15 protein-coding genes are annotated in these 16,277 nt (G+C 64.7%); 7 read left to right on the top strand and 8 right to left on the bottom strand.

The genetic code is table 11. The features are described from left to right. Positions 1–56 precede the first annotated feature (56 nt). The 6 genes from C2847_RS06445 to pdxT all read left to right on the top strand — a co-directional run bounded on the left by C2847_RS06445 (position 57) and on the right by pdxT (position 6,544). Complete coding sequence (locus tag C2847_RS06445; protein WP_105317620.1) at positions 57–1,253, top strand: LysM peptidoglycan-binding domain-containing M23 family metallopeptidase; 1,197 nt, start codon at positions 57–59, stop codon at positions 1,251–1,253. A gap of 87 nt (positions 1,254–1,340) precedes the next feature. Then, on the top strand, positions 1,341–2,222 hold the full coding sequence (gene pdxS / locus C2847_RS06440; protein WP_164835656.1) for a pyridoxal 5'-phosphate synthase lyase subunit PdxS: 882 nt from the start codon (positions 1,341–1,343) through the stop codon (positions 2,220–2,222). A 4-nt stretch (positions 2,223–2,226) separates the two neighbouring features. Then, positions 2,227–2,586, top strand: coding sequence for an ArsR/SmtB family transcription factor (locus C2847_RS06435; protein WP_105317618.1), 360 nt, complete (start codon positions 2,227–2,229; stop codon positions 2,584–2,586). A gap of 31 nt (positions 2,587–2,617) precedes the next feature. Next, the gene (locus C2847_RS06430) at positions 2,618–4,711 is read left to right on the top strand and encodes a heavy metal translocating P-type ATPase (protein WP_105317617.1); all 2,094 of its coding nucleotides are present in this window, start codon (positions 2,618–2,620) and stop codon (positions 4,709–4,711) included. A 14-nt stretch (positions 4,712–4,725) separates the two neighbouring features. Next, positions 4,726–5,961 carry a Na+/H+ antiporter NhaA gene (nhaA, locus tag C2847_RS06425; protein WP_105317616.1) on the top strand — a complete coding sequence of 412 codons (1,236 nt, stop codon included), beginning with the start codon at positions 4,726–4,728 and terminating at the stop codon, positions 5,959–5,961. A 7-nt stretch (positions 5,962–5,968) separates the two neighbouring features. Beyond that, positions 5,969–6,544 carry a pyridoxal 5'-phosphate synthase glutaminase subunit PdxT gene (gene pdxT / locus C2847_RS06420; RefSeq protein ID WP_105317615.1) on the top strand — a complete coding sequence of 192 codons (576 nt, stop codon included), beginning with the start codon at positions 5,969–5,971 and terminating at the stop codon, positions 6,542–6,544. A gap of 28 nt (positions 6,545–6,572) precedes the next feature. Here the strand turns inward: pdxT and C2847_RS06415 are convergent, their stop codons facing one another. The 8 genes from C2847_RS06415 to hisS all read right to left on the bottom strand — a co-directional run bounded on the left by C2847_RS06415 (position 6,573) and on the right by hisS (position 15,780). Next, complete coding sequence (locus C2847_RS06415) at positions 6,573–7,886, bottom strand: TRAP transporter large permease (protein ID WP_105317614.1); 1,314 nt, start codon at positions 7,884–7,886, stop codon at positions 6,573–6,575. Continuing rightward, positions 7,876–8,394 (bottom strand): TRAP transporter small permease subunit, encoded by a 519-nt coding sequence (locus C2847_RS06410; protein ID WP_164835663.1) that lies wholly within the window; start codon positions 8,392–8,394, stop codon positions 7,876–7,878. Before C2847_RS06410 ends, C2847_RS06415 begins: the two co-directional genes overlap by 11 nt. 19 nt (positions 8,395–8,413) lie before the next feature. Continuing rightward, positions 8,414–9,496, bottom strand: a complete 1,083-nt coding sequence (gene dctP, locus C2847_RS06405; RefSeq protein WP_105317612.1) for a TRAP transporter substrate-binding protein DctP — start codon at positions 9,494–9,496, stop codon at positions 8,414–8,416. A 227-nt stretch (positions 9,497–9,723) separates the two neighbouring features. Continuing rightward, positions 9,724–11,040 carry an asparagine--tRNA ligase gene (gene asnS, locus C2847_RS06400; RefSeq protein WP_105317611.1) on the bottom strand — a complete coding sequence of 439 codons (1,317 nt, stop codon included), beginning with the start codon at positions 11,038–11,040 and terminating at the stop codon, positions 9,724–9,726. A gap of 12 nt (positions 11,041–11,052) precedes the next feature. Beyond that, on the bottom strand, positions 11,053–11,868 hold the full coding sequence (locus C2847_RS06395; protein ID WP_105317610.1) for an HAD family hydrolase: 816 nt from the start codon (positions 11,866–11,868) through the stop codon (positions 11,053–11,055). Further along, positions 11,868–12,761 (bottom strand): PhzF family phenazine biosynthesis protein, encoded by an 894-nt coding sequence (locus tag C2847_RS06390; protein ID WP_105317609.1) that lies wholly within the window; start codon positions 12,759–12,761, stop codon positions 11,868–11,870. Before C2847_RS06390 ends, C2847_RS06395 begins: the two co-directional genes overlap by 1 nt. Beyond that, on the bottom strand, positions 12,754–14,499 hold the full coding sequence (gene aspS, locus C2847_RS06385; protein WP_105317608.1) for an aspartate--tRNA ligase: 1,746 nt from the start codon (positions 14,497–14,499) through the stop codon (positions 12,754–12,756). The genes C2847_RS06390 and aspS overlap by 8 nt, the downstream gene beginning before the upstream one ends. Positions 14,500–14,523: 24 nt before the next feature. After that, a complete protein-coding gene (hisS, locus tag C2847_RS06380) occupies positions 14,524–15,780 on the bottom strand; it encodes a histidine--tRNA ligase (RefSeq protein ID WP_105317607.1) in 1,257 nt (418 codons plus the stop codon). 41 nt (positions 15,781–15,821) lie between these two features. On the opposite strand from hisS, the gene C2847_RS06375 reads away from it, so the two are divergent. Beyond that, positions 15,822–16,166: a hypothetical protein gene (locus C2847_RS06375; RefSeq protein WP_105317606.1), complete on the top strand. Its 345-nt coding sequence runs from the start codon at positions 15,822–15,824 to the stop codon at positions 16,164–16,166. The last annotated feature ends 111 nt before the right edge of the window (positions 16,167–16,277 follow it).

The raw sequence follows: 16,277 nt of genomic DNA, 5'->3' as shown, positions 1-16,277 counted from the left end.
CCGCCTGGTCCTGGTATAATCCCCGCGAGGTTTTGGCGGGGTTTGGGAGGTGAGTATTGCGGGGAGTATGGGGAAGTTTATGGCTCTTGGTTTCCTCTTTGGCCTTCGCCAAGCTGCCTCCTCTTAGCCCCCTTCCTCTTCCCGAGAACACGGTGGAGGTAGGCCAGGCGGTCAAAAAGGGATGGGTGGTCTATGAGGTGAAGCCCGGGGATACCCTGGCGGGGATTGCCGCTCGTTACGGGGTGGATCCCCGGCACATCATGTGGTCCAGCAACCTGCAAAGCGATCGCTTGCAGATGGGGCAAAGGCTGCTTATCCCCTTGGTGGCCGTGGAGGACCGTCCCCCCCGGGTACCCCCGGGGGTGGAGGTGTACCGGGTGCGCCCGGGGGATACCCTGCAGGGAGTGGCGAGCCGTTATGGTATAAGCGTTCTGGACCTGGTTTCCGCCAACCCTTCCTTAGAGAGCCTGGACCGGCTGGTGGCGGGGAGCGTCCTTTACATTCCAAGAAAGGCTAAGGGCTTGGTGGTATCCCTGACCGAGGGGCAGACCCTGGTGGACCTGGCGGCCCGTTTCGGCCTCTCCCCGGTGGCGGTGGCCCGGGCCAACGGGGTTAAGGATCCCTTGGACCTGAAGCCAGGGGACCTGGTCCTCCTGCCCGGTATCCAGGCCAAAACCACGTACCAGCGCCTTCTAGCCAAGCAGGAGGCGGAGCGCCAAGCCCGCCTCGAGGCGGAGCGCCGCCGCCAAGAAGAGCTTAGGCGCTTGGCGGAAGAGCGGCGGCGCCAGCAAGCCCTGGCGCAGCAGCGGGCCCGACAGGTTCAGGCCCAGGCCCAGAACCGGCCCCAGGTGCGCCGAGTGAGCTACCAGGAGGGGGGCATGCGCTGGCCCCTGGCCGGGGGCTTCCGCATCACCACCTACTTTGGCCAAAGGGGAGCGTTCCAGCGCTACCACACGGGGATCGACCTGGCCGCCTCCTACGGCACCCCCATCGTGGCCGCCAAGGCGGGGCAGGTGGAGGTGGCGGGCTGGAGCGCAGTGGGCTACGGCTTTCACGTGGTGCTGGACCACGGCGGGGGGGTGGAGACCCTCTACGCCCACATGTCCCGCATCGCCGTACGGGCGGGCCAGTGGGTGGAGGCCGGGGAGGTGATCGGGTACGTGGGCTCCACCGGCTGGTCCACCGGGCCCCACCTGCACTTCGAGGTGCGGGTGGGCGGGGTAGCCCGCAACCCCTTGGCCTATCTGCCCTAGGTGGGCCTTGGCGCCGTGGGGGTCTTTGGGCCCCCGGCTTCTTTTGGCTTGACCCGCTGGGCGGTAAGCTGGAGGATGGAGGACAGGATGGAGAAGGGTACGTTCCAGATCAAGACCGGCTTTGCCGAGATGTTCAAGGGCGGGGTGATCATGGACGTGACCACCCCCGAGCAGGCGGTGATCGCCGAAGAGGCGGGGGCGGTGGCGGTGATGGCCCTGGAGAGGGTGCCCGCGGACATCCGGGCCCAGGGGGGTGTGGCCCGCATGTCCGACCCCAAGATCATCAAGGAGATCATGGCCGCGGTATCGATTCCCGTGATGGCCAAGGTGCGCATCGGCCACTTTGTGGAGGCCATGATCCTCGAGGCCATCGGGGTGGACTTCATCGACGAGTCCGAGGTCCTCACCCCTGCCGACGAGGAGCACCACATCGACAAATGGAAGTTCAAGGTGCCCTTTGTGAATGGGGCCCGGGACCTGGGGGAGGCCCTGAGGCGGATTGCCGAGGGGGCGGCCATGATCCGCACCAAAGGGGAAGCGGGCACGGGCAACGTGGTGGAGGCGGTGCGCCATGCCCGCACCATGTGGAAGCAGATCCGCTACGTCCAGTCCCTCCGGGAGGACGAACTCGTGGCCTACGCCAAGGAGATCGGGGCTCCCTTGGAGCTGGTGAGGTGGGTCCACAACCACGGCCGCCTTCCCGTGGTGAACTTCGCCGCCGGGGGCATTGCCACCCCGGCCGATGCCGCCTTGATGATGCACCTGGGGATGGATGGGGTCTTCGTGGGAAGCGGCATCTTCAAGTCCGGGGACCCCAGGAAGCGGGCCAGGGCCATCGTGCGGGCGGTGACCCATTACAACGACCCCGAGGTGCTGGCCGAGGTTTCCGAGGATCTGGGTGAGCCCATGGTGGGCATCAACCTGGACCAGCTGAGGGAAGAGGAGCGCCTGGCCAAGCGGGGCTGGTAAGGGCATGGCCAAGGCGGTCTGCAGGGTCTACGAGATCCACCCCGAGCGGGTGGAGAAAGCCCGCGCAGCCTTGCCCGAGGAGGCGGTGCTGGGGGAAGCTGCCCTCCTCCTTAAGGCCTTGGCCGACCCCACCCGGATGCGCCTCCTTCTGGCTTTGAAGGCGGCGGGGGAGCTTTGCGTGTGCGATCTAGCCCTCCTCGCTGGGGTTTCGGTTTCCGCGGTGAGCCACCAGCTCAGGCTTCTGCGTCAGGCCCGGCTGGTGGCCTTTCGCCGGGAAGGGAAGCAGGTCTACTACCGCCTGGCGGACCACCACGTGGAGAGGCTGCTGGAAGGAGCCCTGGAGCACGCGTTGGAGAACACTTGAACAACTGCTCAAGTGATGCTACCCTGGGGGCATGGAGGCTTCCAGGGTTCGCGTGTTCCGGGTGGAGGGTCTGGACTGCGCCGACTGCGCCTTAAAGGTGGAGAAAGCCCTTTCCGGGGTACCTGGGGTGGTGCAGGCCCAGGTCAGCTTTGCCAGCGGTAAGGCGTATCTGCACCTCGAGGTTCCCCAAGCGGAAAAGGATGCCGCGATGGCGGTGGCCGCCCTGGGGTACCGGTTGGTGCCCACCCATTCCCAACCGCCGGAGAAGGCAGGCCAGGATAGGGGAGGGGCTTGGGTTTCCCGGCTTCCTGGACCTTGGGGGTGGGCCTTGGTTGCTGGCGGGCTTCTCCTGTTGGCCTTTTTGACCTCCCATTTCTTACCTGTATGGGCCAGCTGGGGCTACGCTCTGGCGGCCTTGGTGGGGGTTTTCCCCTTGGCCTGGCGGGCGGTGGCCCTTTTCCGGAAAAACCCCTTTAGCATGCAGGCCCTGGTCACGGTGGCCACCTTGGGAGCCCTTCTCATTGGGGCGGAGGCCGAGGCAGCCGTGGTGGTCTTTCTCTTCCTCGTGGGGGAGGTGCTGGAGGCTTATAGCGTGGCCCAGGCCCGCAGGTCCCTTTACGCCCTTTCTGAGCTTCTTCCCAGGCGGGCCTACCGCCTAAGGGAAGGAGGGTTGGAGGAGGTGCCCCTTAAGGCCTTGGGGGTGGGGGACTGGGTGCGCGTGCCCCCGGGGGAGCGGGTGCCCGCCGATGGGGTGGTGATTTCCGGGGAGGCCTCCGTGGAAGAGGCTGCCTTCACCGGGGAGCCCTTGCCCAGGCCCACAGGGACAGGGGACCCTGTTTACGGGGGCAGCCTGGTGGTGGAGGGAAGCCTGGTGGTAAAGGTGGAGCGCCTTCCCGAGGAGGGCTTCCTGGCGGAGATGGAGCGCCTGGCGGAGGAGGCGTTGCTTAAGAAGAGCCAGGCGGAGCGGGTGGTGGATGCCTTTAGCCGGCGCTACACCCCGGCGGTCCTGGCCCTGGCTGGTTTTGTGGCCCTGGTCCTCCCCCTTTTCCAGGGGGATTTCCTGGGGCATGTGTACAAGGCCTTGGCCCTTCTCCTCATCGCCTGTCCCTGCGCCCTGGTGGTCTCGGTGCCGGCGGCCATCGCCGCAGGGGTGGCCCGGGGAGCCAGGATGGGGGTGCTCTTTAAAAGCGGGGCGGCCCTGGAGCGCTTGGCTGGGGTTCGCCACGTGGCTTTGGACAAGACGGGAACCCTGACCCTGGGAAAGCCTATGTTGGTGCGGATGGTCACCTTTGGGGTATCGGCGGAGGAGGCCTTGGCCCTGGCGAAGGGGGTGGCGGAGGGTTCCTCCCACCCCTTAGCCCGGGCGGTGCGGGAGGCTTCGGGCCCCAAGGCCTTGCCCTCGGAGGAGCATCGGGCGGTGCCGGGCCTCGGGGCCTTCGCCCGGGTGGAGGAGAGGGAGGTGGGTTTGGTGCGGCCTGAGGCCTGGGACCTGCCCTCAGCGGTAGAGGCCCAGGTGAAGGCCCTGGCGGAGGAAGGCTTGAGCCTTTCCCTCCTGGTCAAGGAGGGGGCTCCCCTGGCCCTCTTGGCCTTTCAGGATACCCCCCGCCTCGAGGCCCGGGAAGCCTTGGCCGGACTGCGCCAACTGGGCCTTAAGCCCCTCTTGCTCACCGGCGACCGGGAGACCTCTGCTTTGGCTTTGGGCACGGCCATAGGGCTTTTTCCTGAGGAAATCCGGGCTGGCCTTTCTCCCGTGGACAAGCTCCGCCTGGTGGAGGAGATGGAAGGTAGGGGTGGCGTGGCCATGGTGGGGGATGGGGTGAACGACGCCCCAGCCCTGGCCAGGGCCACGGTGGGGCTTGCCGTGGCCGAGGGCACGGAGGCTGCCCTGCAGAGCGCGGACGTGGGACTTCTAAGCCTTGCTGCCTTGCCCCGGGCCTTCCGGCTAAGCCGCCTGACCCTTGGCGTGGTCCGCCAGAACGTGGCCCTGGCGGTGGGGCTCAAGGGGCTTTTCCTCCTCACCACCTTGGTGGGCTTGACCGGGCTTTGGCCGGCGGTCTTGGCAGACAACGGGGCCTTGATCTTGGTGACCCTGAACAGCCTGCGCCTTCTCTGGACCCGCTTGTAGGTTATAATGCCTCCATGCCAAGGGTCTATCCGCGGTTGCTGGAGCAGTTCCTCCAGAGCGAGGCCAAGGGGGGTATCCTTCTCTTCGGGGCCGCGATCCTGGCCTTTCTCCTCGCCAACTCTCCTTGGGCAGCCAGCTACTTTGGCCTGCGGGAGGTGCCCGTGGGTCTTAGGGCGGGAAGCTTTGCCTTGGAGAAGCCCCTGCTCCTTTGGGTGAACGACCTCCTCATGGCCTTCTTCTTCCTGTTGGTGGGCCTGGAGCTCAAGCGAGAACTGTTGGCGGGGGAGCTTGGGGAACCCCGGCGGGCGGGGCTAGCGGTGGCGGCGGCCTTGGGGGGTATGCTGGTTCCCGCCCTGCTCTACCTCCTGCTAAACCCCTCCCTGCCTGAGGCCCGGGGTTGGGGGATCCCCATGGCCACGGATATCGCCTTCGCCCTGGGGGTTTTGGCCCTGGTGCCCAGGGCCCCTCTTGGCCTCAAACTCTTCCTCACCGCCTTGGCCATCGTGGACGACCTGGGGGCGGTCTTGGTCATCGCCCTCTTTTATACCGGGGGCCTCGAGGAGCCCTACCTCCTCTTGGCTGGCTTCACCCTGGCGCTGGCGCTCCTTCTCAACCGGCTGGGGGTGTGGTACCTTTGGCCCTTCCTGCTCCTGGGCCTCCCCCTTTGGTACTTCGTGCTCAAGTCCGGCCTGCACGCTACCTTGGCTGGGGTGCTCTTAGCCCTGGCCGTACCCTTGCGCCGGGCCGGCCGCTTTGCGGGGGCTACCCGGGCAGAAGACCCTGAGGAGCGGGAAGGGGAACTGGAGGCCTTGGAAGAGGAGGTGGGCGAGGTCCAAAGCCCCCTGCACCGCCTGGAGCATGCCCTTCATCCCTGGGTGGCTTACGGGGTTCTGCCGGTCTTCGCCTTCTTCAACGCGGGGGTAGACCTAGGTGGCCTGCAGGTGGGTTCGGTGGCCCTGGGGGTTGCGCTCGGCCTCCTCCTGGGTAAGCCCCTGGGCATCCTCGCGTTCTCCTGGTTGGCCCTGCGCCTGGGCCTCGGCGCCTTGCCGGAGGGAACGAACCTCAAGTCCGTCTTGGGTGTGGGCTTCTTGGCGGGCATTGGCTTCACCATGGCCCTCTTCATCGCTGGGCTAGCCTTCTCGGGGGAGACGCTGGACCAGGCCAAGGTAGGGGTGTTGGGCGCCTCCTTGATGGCTGGGGTCCTGGGCTTCCTGGCGGTGCGGGCTTCCCTTGACAGGGGCCGGGCCTAGGTCCAGGATGAGGGGCGTGGTTGGCGTTTTGGCCCTACAGGGGGATTTCCGCGAGCACAAGGAGGCATTAAGGCGGCTTGGGATCGAGGCCAGGGAGGTGCGCAAGAAGGAGCACCTGGAGGGGGTTAAGGCCCTTATTGTGCCGGGTGGTGAATCCACCACCATTGGCAAGCTGGCCCGGGAGTACGGCCTGGAGGAGGAGGTGCGAAGGCGGGTGGAGGAAGGCTCCTTAGCCCTCTTTGGCACCTGCGCAGGGGCCATATGGCTTTCCCGGGAGATTTTGGGTTATCCGGAGCAACCCCGGCTAGGGGTGCTGGACGTGGTGGTGGAGCGGAACGCCTTTGGCCGGCAGGTGGAGAGCTTTGAGGAGAACCTCGAGGTCCGGGGCATGGGGCCGTTTCACGGGGTCTTTATCCGGGCACCTGCCTTCCGCCATCTGGGGGAAGGGGTGGAGGTGCTGGCGGAGCTGAAGGGCCTTCCCGTGTTGGTGCGCCAGGGCAAGATCCTGGCCAGCGCCTTCCACCCCGAGCTCACCCAAGACCCTAGGCTGCACCAGTATTTCCTGGAGCTGGCGGGGGTGTAAAGAGTAGGCTCCAGGAAATACCTAGAGCCTACTTCCCGTAGACCAGACTGGGCAACCAGGTGGTGAGCTCTGGGAAGAGCATAACCAGAATAAGGCCCGTGAGCTGGAGGAGGAGAAAGGGGATGGCTGCCCGGTAAATGGTGCCCATGGAAATCTGGGGTGCCACTCCTCTTACGTAGAAGAGGGCATACCCAAAGGGGGGTGAGAGGAAGGACATCTGCATGTTCACCAAATAGAGGACCCCGAACCACAAGGGATCAAACCCCAGACTCCGGATAATAGGTACGAAGACAGGGACAGCCAGAAGGAGTATCCCCACCCAATCCAGAAACATCCCCAAAACGATGAGGATGATCTGCATCACGATCAGGATTCCCCAAGGGGAGAGCCCGGTTCCCAAAAGGAGCTCGCTGACGAAGCGGTCCCCTCCCTGGGCCACGTAGAAGGCCACGAAGGCGTTAGCCCCGAAGATGATCCAAAGCACCATGGCAGTGGCCTTGGCGGTCTGCTCTAAGGCCAGCCGCAGGTTTTGCCAGGTAAGCTTGCGGTGTAGGGCGGCCACCAGCATGGACCCGAAGGCGCCCACCGCTGCCGCCTCCGTGGGGGCGGCCAGGCCCAGGAAAATGGTCCCGAGCACCAGGAAGATGAGAAGGAGGGGAGCCCAGATGGTCCTTAGGGCTCGCCAGCGCTCCGCCCAGGTAGGCATTTCCTCCTTGGGGATCCTGGGGGCAGCCTGGGGATAGAGGAGCGCATACACGACGGAGAAGAGCATGTATAGACCCGAAAGGACCAACCCGGGGAGCACGGAGCCCAGATAAAGCTCTCCCACGGACTGGTTGGCCACCAAGCCGTAGATGATGGCGAGAACACTGGGAGGGATGAGGATGCCGAGGGTGCCCCCTGCCATCACGGTACCTGCGGCCAGCACAGGGCTATACCCCCTGCGTAGCATTGCAGGTAGGGCTACGAGGGCCATGGTTACCACTGCTGCGCCGATTACCCCCACCATGGCAGCGAGAACGGTGGAAGCAGCAACGGTAGCGACCGCTAAACCGCCCGGGACCCGCCCCAGCCACTTGTAGGCGACGTCAAAGATTTCTTCAATAAGCCCAGACTTTTCTAGCATAGAGGCCATGAAAATAAAGAGGGGAATGGCCGCTAGAAGGTACTGGGTCATGTTGTTCCACATGCGCTGGGGTACCAGGGCCAAGGCGTCTGGGCTCCACAACCAGGCGATGAAGGTTACAGCAATGCCCCCTATCAGAAAGGCCAGGGGATAACCCGTGAAGAGGAGGAGGAAGAGACTTCCGAACATCAACCAAGTGAGCGTTTCAATGGGCACGATCTTCCTCCTTTCCTAGAAGCACCAGAAGGTCCCGGATTGCGTTAGCTAGACCTTGTAGAAGCAGCAGGGCGGCACCCAGGGAGATAGCCAACTTAAAGGGAAATATGGGGATGGCCTGGTTGGCCAGGGAAAACTCCCGGTTCTGCCAGGAAGCTAGGAAGAACTTCCAGCCATACACCACCAAGGTGCCGGCAAATAGCGTCAAAAAGACGAAGCCCAGGAGGTTGAACCAGGCTTGTCCCTTGCGAGGGAGACGGCTGTAGAAAACATCCACACCCACGTGGGCTTTTTCCTTCAGGGCATAAGCCCCGGCCAGCACATACAGGAGGCCAAAGAGGAGCGTGGACACCTCGTGGGCCCACTGGGTGGGGGCGTTGAAGAAGTATCGCCGCACCACTTCGGCGGTAAGGATGAGAACCGCCAGCAAGGTAAGCCAGGCGACCAACCGCCCTGACCACAGGCTTACGGCGTCAATGAGGTTGAGGAGGCGCAGCAGGGTTTGGATCACGGTACAGTCCTCGAGGCTAGAGGCTCAAGCCGCGGATATCCGCATCGGTGACGTACCCTAAGGCCTTCATGTACTCCAGCTGGCTAGCAAAGGCTTCCCGAGCGTACTTGTCCTGTTTGGCCCACTTGAACCAGATGGGGATGGCCACGCGGCGGAACTTGCGCACATCCACCGTAGACAGGCGAATGATCTGCACGCCCGCCGCTTTGTACTTGGGCCAGGTTTCCAGGTTTGCCTTCTGGATACCGGCATAGTGGACCCAGCTCCACTCGTGAACCGCTGCCTCAAAGCGCTCCTGAAGATTCGTGGGCAGGGCGCGCCAGCGGTTGATGTTCAGGGTGATATCCGCCAGGTCCACGGGCTGGTGGATGCAAGATGTTTCGGGGGGGCCCATGATAATGTACTTGGTGACTTGGTGGAAACCCAGGTTGTAGTTCACCGCCGGGCCCACAAAGTCGGCCGCATCGATGACCCCGCGCTCCAAAGCGGGATACACCTCGCCACCTGGCAAGAGCACTGTGGCGGCACCAGCAGCGGCGAAGATCTCGGCGATCATGCCCCCAGGCACCCTCAGCTTCACTCCCTTGAAGTCCTCGAAGCTCTTGATGGGCTTCTTGGAATGGATGAGGTTATAGTCATGCTGGACTGGGCCTACAAAGAAGAGCCCCTGTTCCTCGTAGGCTTTCCGGGCCAACTCTAGGCCACCTAGGCCGTAGTACCAGGTTTCCCACTGATCTGGCCGGTCTAAGCCCAGGGGGTAAGAGGAGAGGAAGGCAGTTACAGGCATCCTGCCAGCCCAGTAAAGGGTAAAAGGATGCATGCCATCCAAGACCCCGGTCTTGACCGCATCGAACATGTCAAAGGTGCCCACCACCGCCCCGGCAGGGAAGGTTTGGATTTCTATTTGCCCGTCAGTGAGTTCTTTGACCCGTTGGGCGAACTTTTGGAACAGGGTATAGCCCACGGTTCCCGCGTCCCAGGCCGACTGGATGCGCCAACGGAACCTGGGGGCCTGGGCGATGGCCAGAGGGCTGAACGCTGCACTTGCTGCTGCGCCGGTGGCCAACTTACGAATAAAGCTCCTCCGGTTCTCCTTCATGGTTTCCTCCGATATAAGCTTAGAGAGGCGGGGACAACCCTAGAGGCAGAGAAGAGGTTTGCTGACGGATCCATAAAAACATGGGCAACCTTATTTGTCAAGCTGTGACAAGGTTATTTAAAAGATGAAATAAAAGGGATCACACTAGTGTGATCCTCCACAAGGCAACGCCTGCGCTTGTGAGCTTGTGGTAGGACATCTGGATTCGGACAAACCGACGCTGGTTCTCAGGGCCGCATCCGGGTGTACATCCTAGGGAAAGGGATGGCCTCGCGGACATGGGGAAGGCCACAGATCCAGGCCACGGTGCGCTCCAGGCCCAATCCGAAACCCGAGTGGGGCACGCTGCCAAAGCGCCTTAAGTCCAGGTACCAGTCGTAGACCTCCTCCGGGAGGCCGAACTCCCGGATTTTCCTGCGTAGGAGCTCCAGGTTGTGGATCCTTTGGCTTCCCCCGATGATCTCCCCGTACCCTTCGGGAGCCAGGAGGTCATCGTTCAAGACCAGTTCCGGGTCCTCTGGGTCCGGTTCCATGTAGAAGGCCTTGATCCGGGCGGGGTAGCGCTCGATGAAGACGGGGCGGTCAAACTGGCGGCTGAGGGCGGCCTCGTGGGGGGCGCCGAAGTCCTCCCCGTAGGGAAGAGGGGATAGATCGGGGTCCTTCTCTGCCAGCCGGTTTACCAGGGCCACGGCCTCCTTGTAGGTGAGGCGGGGGTAGTCGCCTTCCGCGGCGGGCTCGAGGGCTTTGGGATCCCGCTCCAGCATCTCCAGCTCCTTGGCCCTTCGCGTGAGAACCCGACCCACCAGGTAGCTCACCAACTCCTCCTGCAGGGCCATGTTCTCCTCGTGGGTCATGAAGGCCACCTCGGGCTCGATCATCCAGAACTCCATGAGGTGGCGGCGGGTTTTGCTCCTTTCCGCCCGAAAGGTGGGGCCGAAGGTGTAGACCTTGCCGAAGGCCAAGGCCCCGGCTTCGGCATAAAGCTGGCCCGACTGGGAGAGGTAGGCCTTTTCCCCGTCAAAGAGGTCCACCTCAAAGAGATCCGTGGTGCCCTCCACGGCGCTGGGGGTGAGGATGGGGGCGTCAAAACGCAGGAAGCCCCGCTCGGCGAAGAAATCGTGGATGGCCCTTTCCAGCTCGTCCCGGATGCGCATCACCGCGAAGGGGCGGCGGTGGCGGAGCCACAGGTGGCGGTGGTCCATGAGGAAGTCGATGCCGTGCTCCTTAGGACCGATGGGATACTCCCCCTGGGGAAGGCTCACCACCTCCAGGTCCCGCACCGAAAGCTCAAAGCCCCCGGGGGCCCTCTCGTCCTGCCGCACCAGGCCATGGACCTTCAGGGCGGTTTCCTGGGGCAGGTGATCCGCCCGTTCAAAGACCTCCTCCGGTACCTCCCCTTTGAAGAGGGTGGCCTGAAGGAACCCCGTGCCGTCCCGGAGGATGAGGAAGTGGATCTTGCCCTTGGAGCGCCTTTGGTAGAGCCAGCCCCTGAGCTCCACCTCCTGGCCCTCGTATTTGGCGATCTCATCAATAAAGACCCGCATACCTCAAGGAGTCTACCCCAGAAGGCCCAGGAGGGCCTCGGCGAGGCCACAGGCCTCCACCGGGGCCACCACCCGGTGGGCTGCTCTCCGGACGCTTTCGGGGGCGTTTCCCATGGCGATTCCCACCCCAACTGCCCGGAGGAGTTCCAGGTCGTTTTCCCCATCCCCCACCATGGCGCATTGGGCCAGGGTCAGGCCGTAGCTTTCCGCCACAAAGCGGGCGGCCGAGAGCTTGCTCACCCCCCTCTTGGTAAGGGAGACGAAGCGCACCCCAGGCATCTTCGGGCTTTCCGCCACATGGGGGGAAAGCCCCGGGGGCAGGCGGTCTAGGAGAGCGCCGAGGGGCGCCTCGAGGCCGGCCAGCACCTGGAGGCGCACCAGGGGGCTTTGGAGGCGGAGGAGGTCGGCCCCTTCCGCCCTTAGGCCCAAAAGCTCCTGGTGCGCCAGGAGCAGGGGGCTATCCCCCTCCACGTAGAACCCGCCCTCGGCGGTGTAGCCCTCGAGGGGAAGCCCGAGCCTGCGGGCCAAGCGGATGGCTTCCCGGGCCGCCTCCTGGGGCAGGGCCTCCACCAGGAGGGGGTGAGCGGGAGGGGAGTGGGGATCCCGGGAAAACGCCAGGACCACCGCCCCCGACTCGAACACGTGGAGGCCCGTAGGGGCGAGCCTGCGGGCGTAGGCCAGGGCGTGTCCCCGGCCCGGCCGGCCGGTGATGAGGCTTAGGCGGATGCCTTTGGCCCTCAAGGCCTCCACCGCTGGCCACACACATTCGGGCACCCCCTCCTTGCCCACCAGGGTGCCGTCCACGTCCACGAAGACCAGCCGCACCATCAAACTTCCCCAGCGGATACCTGGACCGCCTCCCCCCCGATCTGCACCCCGTAGGGCTGGCCCGTGGGGCTGTACTCCACCACCACCTCCACCACCCCCGGGTTGCCCAGGCGGTGGCCCTGGTAGATGGTGAGGGCTACCCGGCCTTCCCGCCTCGGCACCACCCCTGCCCGGGCCAGGAGGGCGCCCAAGGCGGCGTTGGCGGAGCCCGTCACCGGGTCTTCGGGAATGCCCAAGATGGGGGCAAAGTCCCGGGCGTAGAAGCTCCTTGGGCCCATGGGGGCGTAGGCATGGACGGTGACCACCTCCAGCTGGTGGGAAAGTTCGGCCAGGGTCTTCATCTCTGGCTCCAGGGCATCCACCACCCCGGGGGCGATAAGGGGAACGAAGAGGCTCCAAAGCCCGGTGTAGGCGATGCCGTAAGGCAGGCCGCGGTGCAGGTAACGCTCATCCGACCCCAGGGCCTCGAGGACCTCCTTGAGCACCTGGTAGGGGGGCAGGTCCCGGAACCTCGGGGCGGGGCCCCTCACCAGGGCCTTCTTGGGTTCACCGGCCTCGTAGAGGATCTCCACCGGCAGGGCCCCCGTGGGGGTGTGCAGGAAAAGCCGCTGGGTGCCCTCGGGGGCCAGGCCCAGGCGCACCAGGGTAAGGCCCAGGGCTATGGCGACGTGGCCGGAGAACTCCACTTCTCCCGAAGGGGTGAAGAAGCGCACGGCGAACAGGGTCTCTTGCTTTTCCGTTACGAAGGCGGTTTCCGGTTCGCCAAGGCGCCGGGCTAGGCTTCGCATCTCCTCCAGGTCCATGCCCCGGGCGTCCAGCACGATGGCCACCCGGTTCCCGGCCCCCGGGGTGGAGGCAAAGGCGTCCACGATCACGTAGGGAATCCTAGCCATGGGCGATCACCATGAGGCCCAGTTCCCGAAGCTGCTCCTCGGACACCGGGCTTGGGGCCCCGGTGAGGGGGTCCTTGCCCTCCTTGTTCTTGGGGAAGGCGATGACCTCGCGGATGGAAGGGCTACCCGTCATGAGGGCCAGGAGGCGGTCCAGCCCCCAGGCGATACCCCCGTGGGGTGGGGCCCCGTAGGTGAGGGCCTCGAGGAAGAAGCCAAACTTTTCCCGCTGCTCCTCCTCCCCGATGCCCAACACCTGGAACATCCTGGCTTGAAGAGCGGGGTCGTGGATGCGGATGGAGCCACCCCCCACCTCGGTGCCGTTCAGCACCAGGTCATAGGCCAAGGCCCGCACCTTCCCAGGATCGGTGTCCAAGAGGGGTAGGTCCTCGGGATGAGGGCTGGTAAAGGGATGGTGCATGTAGGTGTACTGGCCCCTTTCCTCGTCCCACTCCAGAAGGGGGAAGTCCACCACCCATAGGAACCGGAAGCCCTCCCTGGGTAGGTTTAAGACCTCCGCCAGCTTAAGACGCACCTGCCCCAAGGCGGTGGCCGCCACCTTGGCGGGCCCTGCCACGAAGAGGAGGGTTTCTCCAGGGCCGGCTTTCGTGGCCTCCAGGAGGCTTTGCCGCACCGGCTCCAGGAATTTGGCGACCCCGCCTGCGAATCCTTCCTCCTCCACCCGGGCAAAGGCCAGGCCCTTGGCCCCGTGGCGTTTGGCCACCTCCTCCAGGTCGGCGATCTCCTTGCGGGAAAGGGCCTTGGGCACCGCCAGAGCCTTTACCCTTTCCGCTTCCCGGAAAACCTGAAAGGCGCTTTCCCGGAAGAGGTGCCCCACTTCCTTGAGCTCCAGGCCAAAGCGGGTGTCGGGCCTGTCCGAGCCGAAGCGCTCCAGGGCCTCCTGGTAGGTGAGGCGGGGGAAGGGGAGGGGAAGTTCCACGCCCAAGGCTTCCCGAAACACGTGAGCCATAAGCCTTTCGTTAAGCGTTAGGATATCCTCCACTTCCACGAAACTCATCTCCAGGTCCATCTGGGTGAAGTCGGGTTGGCGGTCGGCCCGGAGGTCCTCGTCCCGGAAGCAGCGGGCGATCTGGAAGTAGCGGTCAAAGCCTGCCACCATCAGCATCTGCTTGAAGAGCTGCGGCGACTGGGGGAGGGCGTAGAAAAGGCCGGGCTGCTGGCGGTAGGGCACCAGGAAATCCCGGGCCCCTTCCGGGGTACTTTTGGTTAGGAAGGGGGTTTCCACCTGGATGAAGCCCTCCCGGTCCAGGAAGTCCCAGATGGCCTTGATGACCCGGTGGCGTAGGCGCAGGTTTTCCTGCATCCTCCTCCGGCGCAGGTCAAGGTAGCGATACCTGAGCCTGAGCTCTTCGGAAACCTCCTTTTCCTCCTCTCCCCGCCAGCCGGCGTCCACGGGGAAGGGGGGTGTTTTGGCCTCGGAAAGGACCTCGAGGGAGGTAAGGGCCACCTCCACCGCTCCGGTGGGCAGGCGGGGGTTGGGCTCCGGGCGCAGGCGCACGGTGCCCCTGGCCCGCACCACCCACTCCGAGCGGACGCGTTCCGCTTCCTTGTAGGCGGGGCTTTCCGGGTGGGCCACCAGCTGGACCAAACCCTCGCGGTCCCGAAGGTCCAGGAAGATGAGCCCCCCCAGGTCCCGGCGGCGGTTTATCCACCCCTCGAGGACCACCTCCTCCCCCAGGTGTTCTTCCCTTAGGCTTCCGGCGAAGTGGGTACGGCGCATAATCCCCCAAATCTTAACGGATTCTCACGCCAGGGCGGAAAGGAGGAAGCCCAGCGCTTCCGTCTGGGGTAAGCGAACCTGCTCTCCCGTGGAAAGCCACTTCAGGGTGATCTCCCCCGCTTTGAGCTCGTCCTCTCCCAGGAAGCCGGCGAAGGTGGCACCTCGTTTCAAGGCTTCCTCCACGCCTTTGCCCGGCTTCTTGGGGGTAAGGGCGTATTCCACCCGCAGGCGGGGCCTTAGCCTCTCCGCCAGGTAAAAGGCCTCGGCCACCGCACCCTCCGTGAGGGGGATGAGGTAGAGGTCCGGGCCTCTTTCCTCGGAAAGCCCGAATCCCTCCGCCTCGAGGGCCAGGGCCACCCTCTCCACCCCGAAGGCGAAACCTACCCCAGGTACCCGTGGCCCCCCCAGGAGCTCGGAAAGCCCGTCGTACCTTCCCCCGCCTCCCAGGGCGCTCTGCGCCCCGATCTCCGCATGGTGCACCTCAAAGGCGGTACGCACGTAGTAGTCCAGGCCCCGCACCAGGGTTGGGTCCAGCTCGTAGGGCACGGAAAGCCTTTCCAGATGGCGTTCCACCGCCTTAAGATGGGCCTTCGCTTCCTCTCCCAGGAAGTCCAGCATGGGCCGGATGCTGAGCTCCTTGAGGAGGGCTTGGTCTTGCTCGCTTTTGGAGTCCAGGATGCGCATGGGGTTGAGCTCGAGGCGCTCCTGGGAATCCCGGGAGAGCGCCTCCCGGTGAGGAGAGAGAACCTCGCGAAGGTAGGCGTTGTACCGGGACCGGTCCTCCGGGTCCCCCACGGAGGAGAGCTTGACGGTGAGGCGCCTCAGGCCGAGCTCCTTAAGGCTTTCATACAGGAGCACCACGGCTTCCGCATCCAGGATGGGGCTTTCCGAGCCCAGGGCCTCGTAGTTCACCTGGTGGAACTGGCGGTAGCGCCCTTTCTGGGGGCGCTCCGCCCGGAACATGGGCCCGGCCATCCAGAGCCTCACGGGTTGGGGCCAGACCTTCATCCCGTGTTCCAGATAGGCCCGCACCATGGCGGCGGTGCCCTCAGGGCGGAGGGCGAGGGAGCGCCCGCCCCGGTCCTGGAAGGTGAACATCTCCTTTCGGACGATGTCGGTGGCGATCCCCACCCCCTTCTCGAAGACCTGGGTTTCCTCAAACACCGGGGTGATGAGCTCCAAAGCCCCCGCCGCCTCCAGCACCCGGCGGGCGGTGGCCACGATGTGCTGGTGGAGCCTTAGCTCCTTGCCGAAGAGATCCTTGGTGCCGCGCACGGCCATACCCCTTCACTTTACCCGAGGGGGAGGGCTATACTTTGGCCATGCCCTTTAGGGGTTCCGTACGGGGGTTTCTGGTATTCCTCTACCTCCTCCTCACCCTCACCGCCTCCACCGGGGTGGCCCTGCAGATGTACCTCATGCAGGTGCAAAATCCCGGCCTCCGGACGGATCTCTGCCAGGCTCCCGGGGAGGAGAGGGAGGTGGACCACTCCCTCTTCTGCGGCCTGCAGGTCTCTCCAGGTCTGCCCCCCATAGGGGAGGTGGCGCCCCCTGCGCTGGTGCGGGTGCTCCGGGCTAGGGTTGTCCCCGTGCCCGGCTATCCGGAACCCCAGGGAAGGGCTTTTTCCCCTCGCTCTCCTCCTTTTGCCCAGAGGGTTTTCGCTTGAGTAAGGCGAAAGGTCTCTAGGCGAAAGGAGGAAGCCTTGGAAGCGGTGGTGCATACGGACAGCTTGTACATTTACGCCCAGGTTTATAGGGCGTTGAGTAGGGCGGGTTGG

It is taken from the genome of Thermus tenuipuniceus, assembly GCF_002964845.1.
In the GTDB taxonomy this organism is placed as follows: domain Bacteria; phylum Deinococcota; class Deinococci; order Deinococcales; family Thermaceae; genus Thermus; species Thermus tenuipuniceus.
Note: the sequence above shows the minus strand (reverse complement) of the source record. Positions and strands in the feature narration are given on the sequence as shown.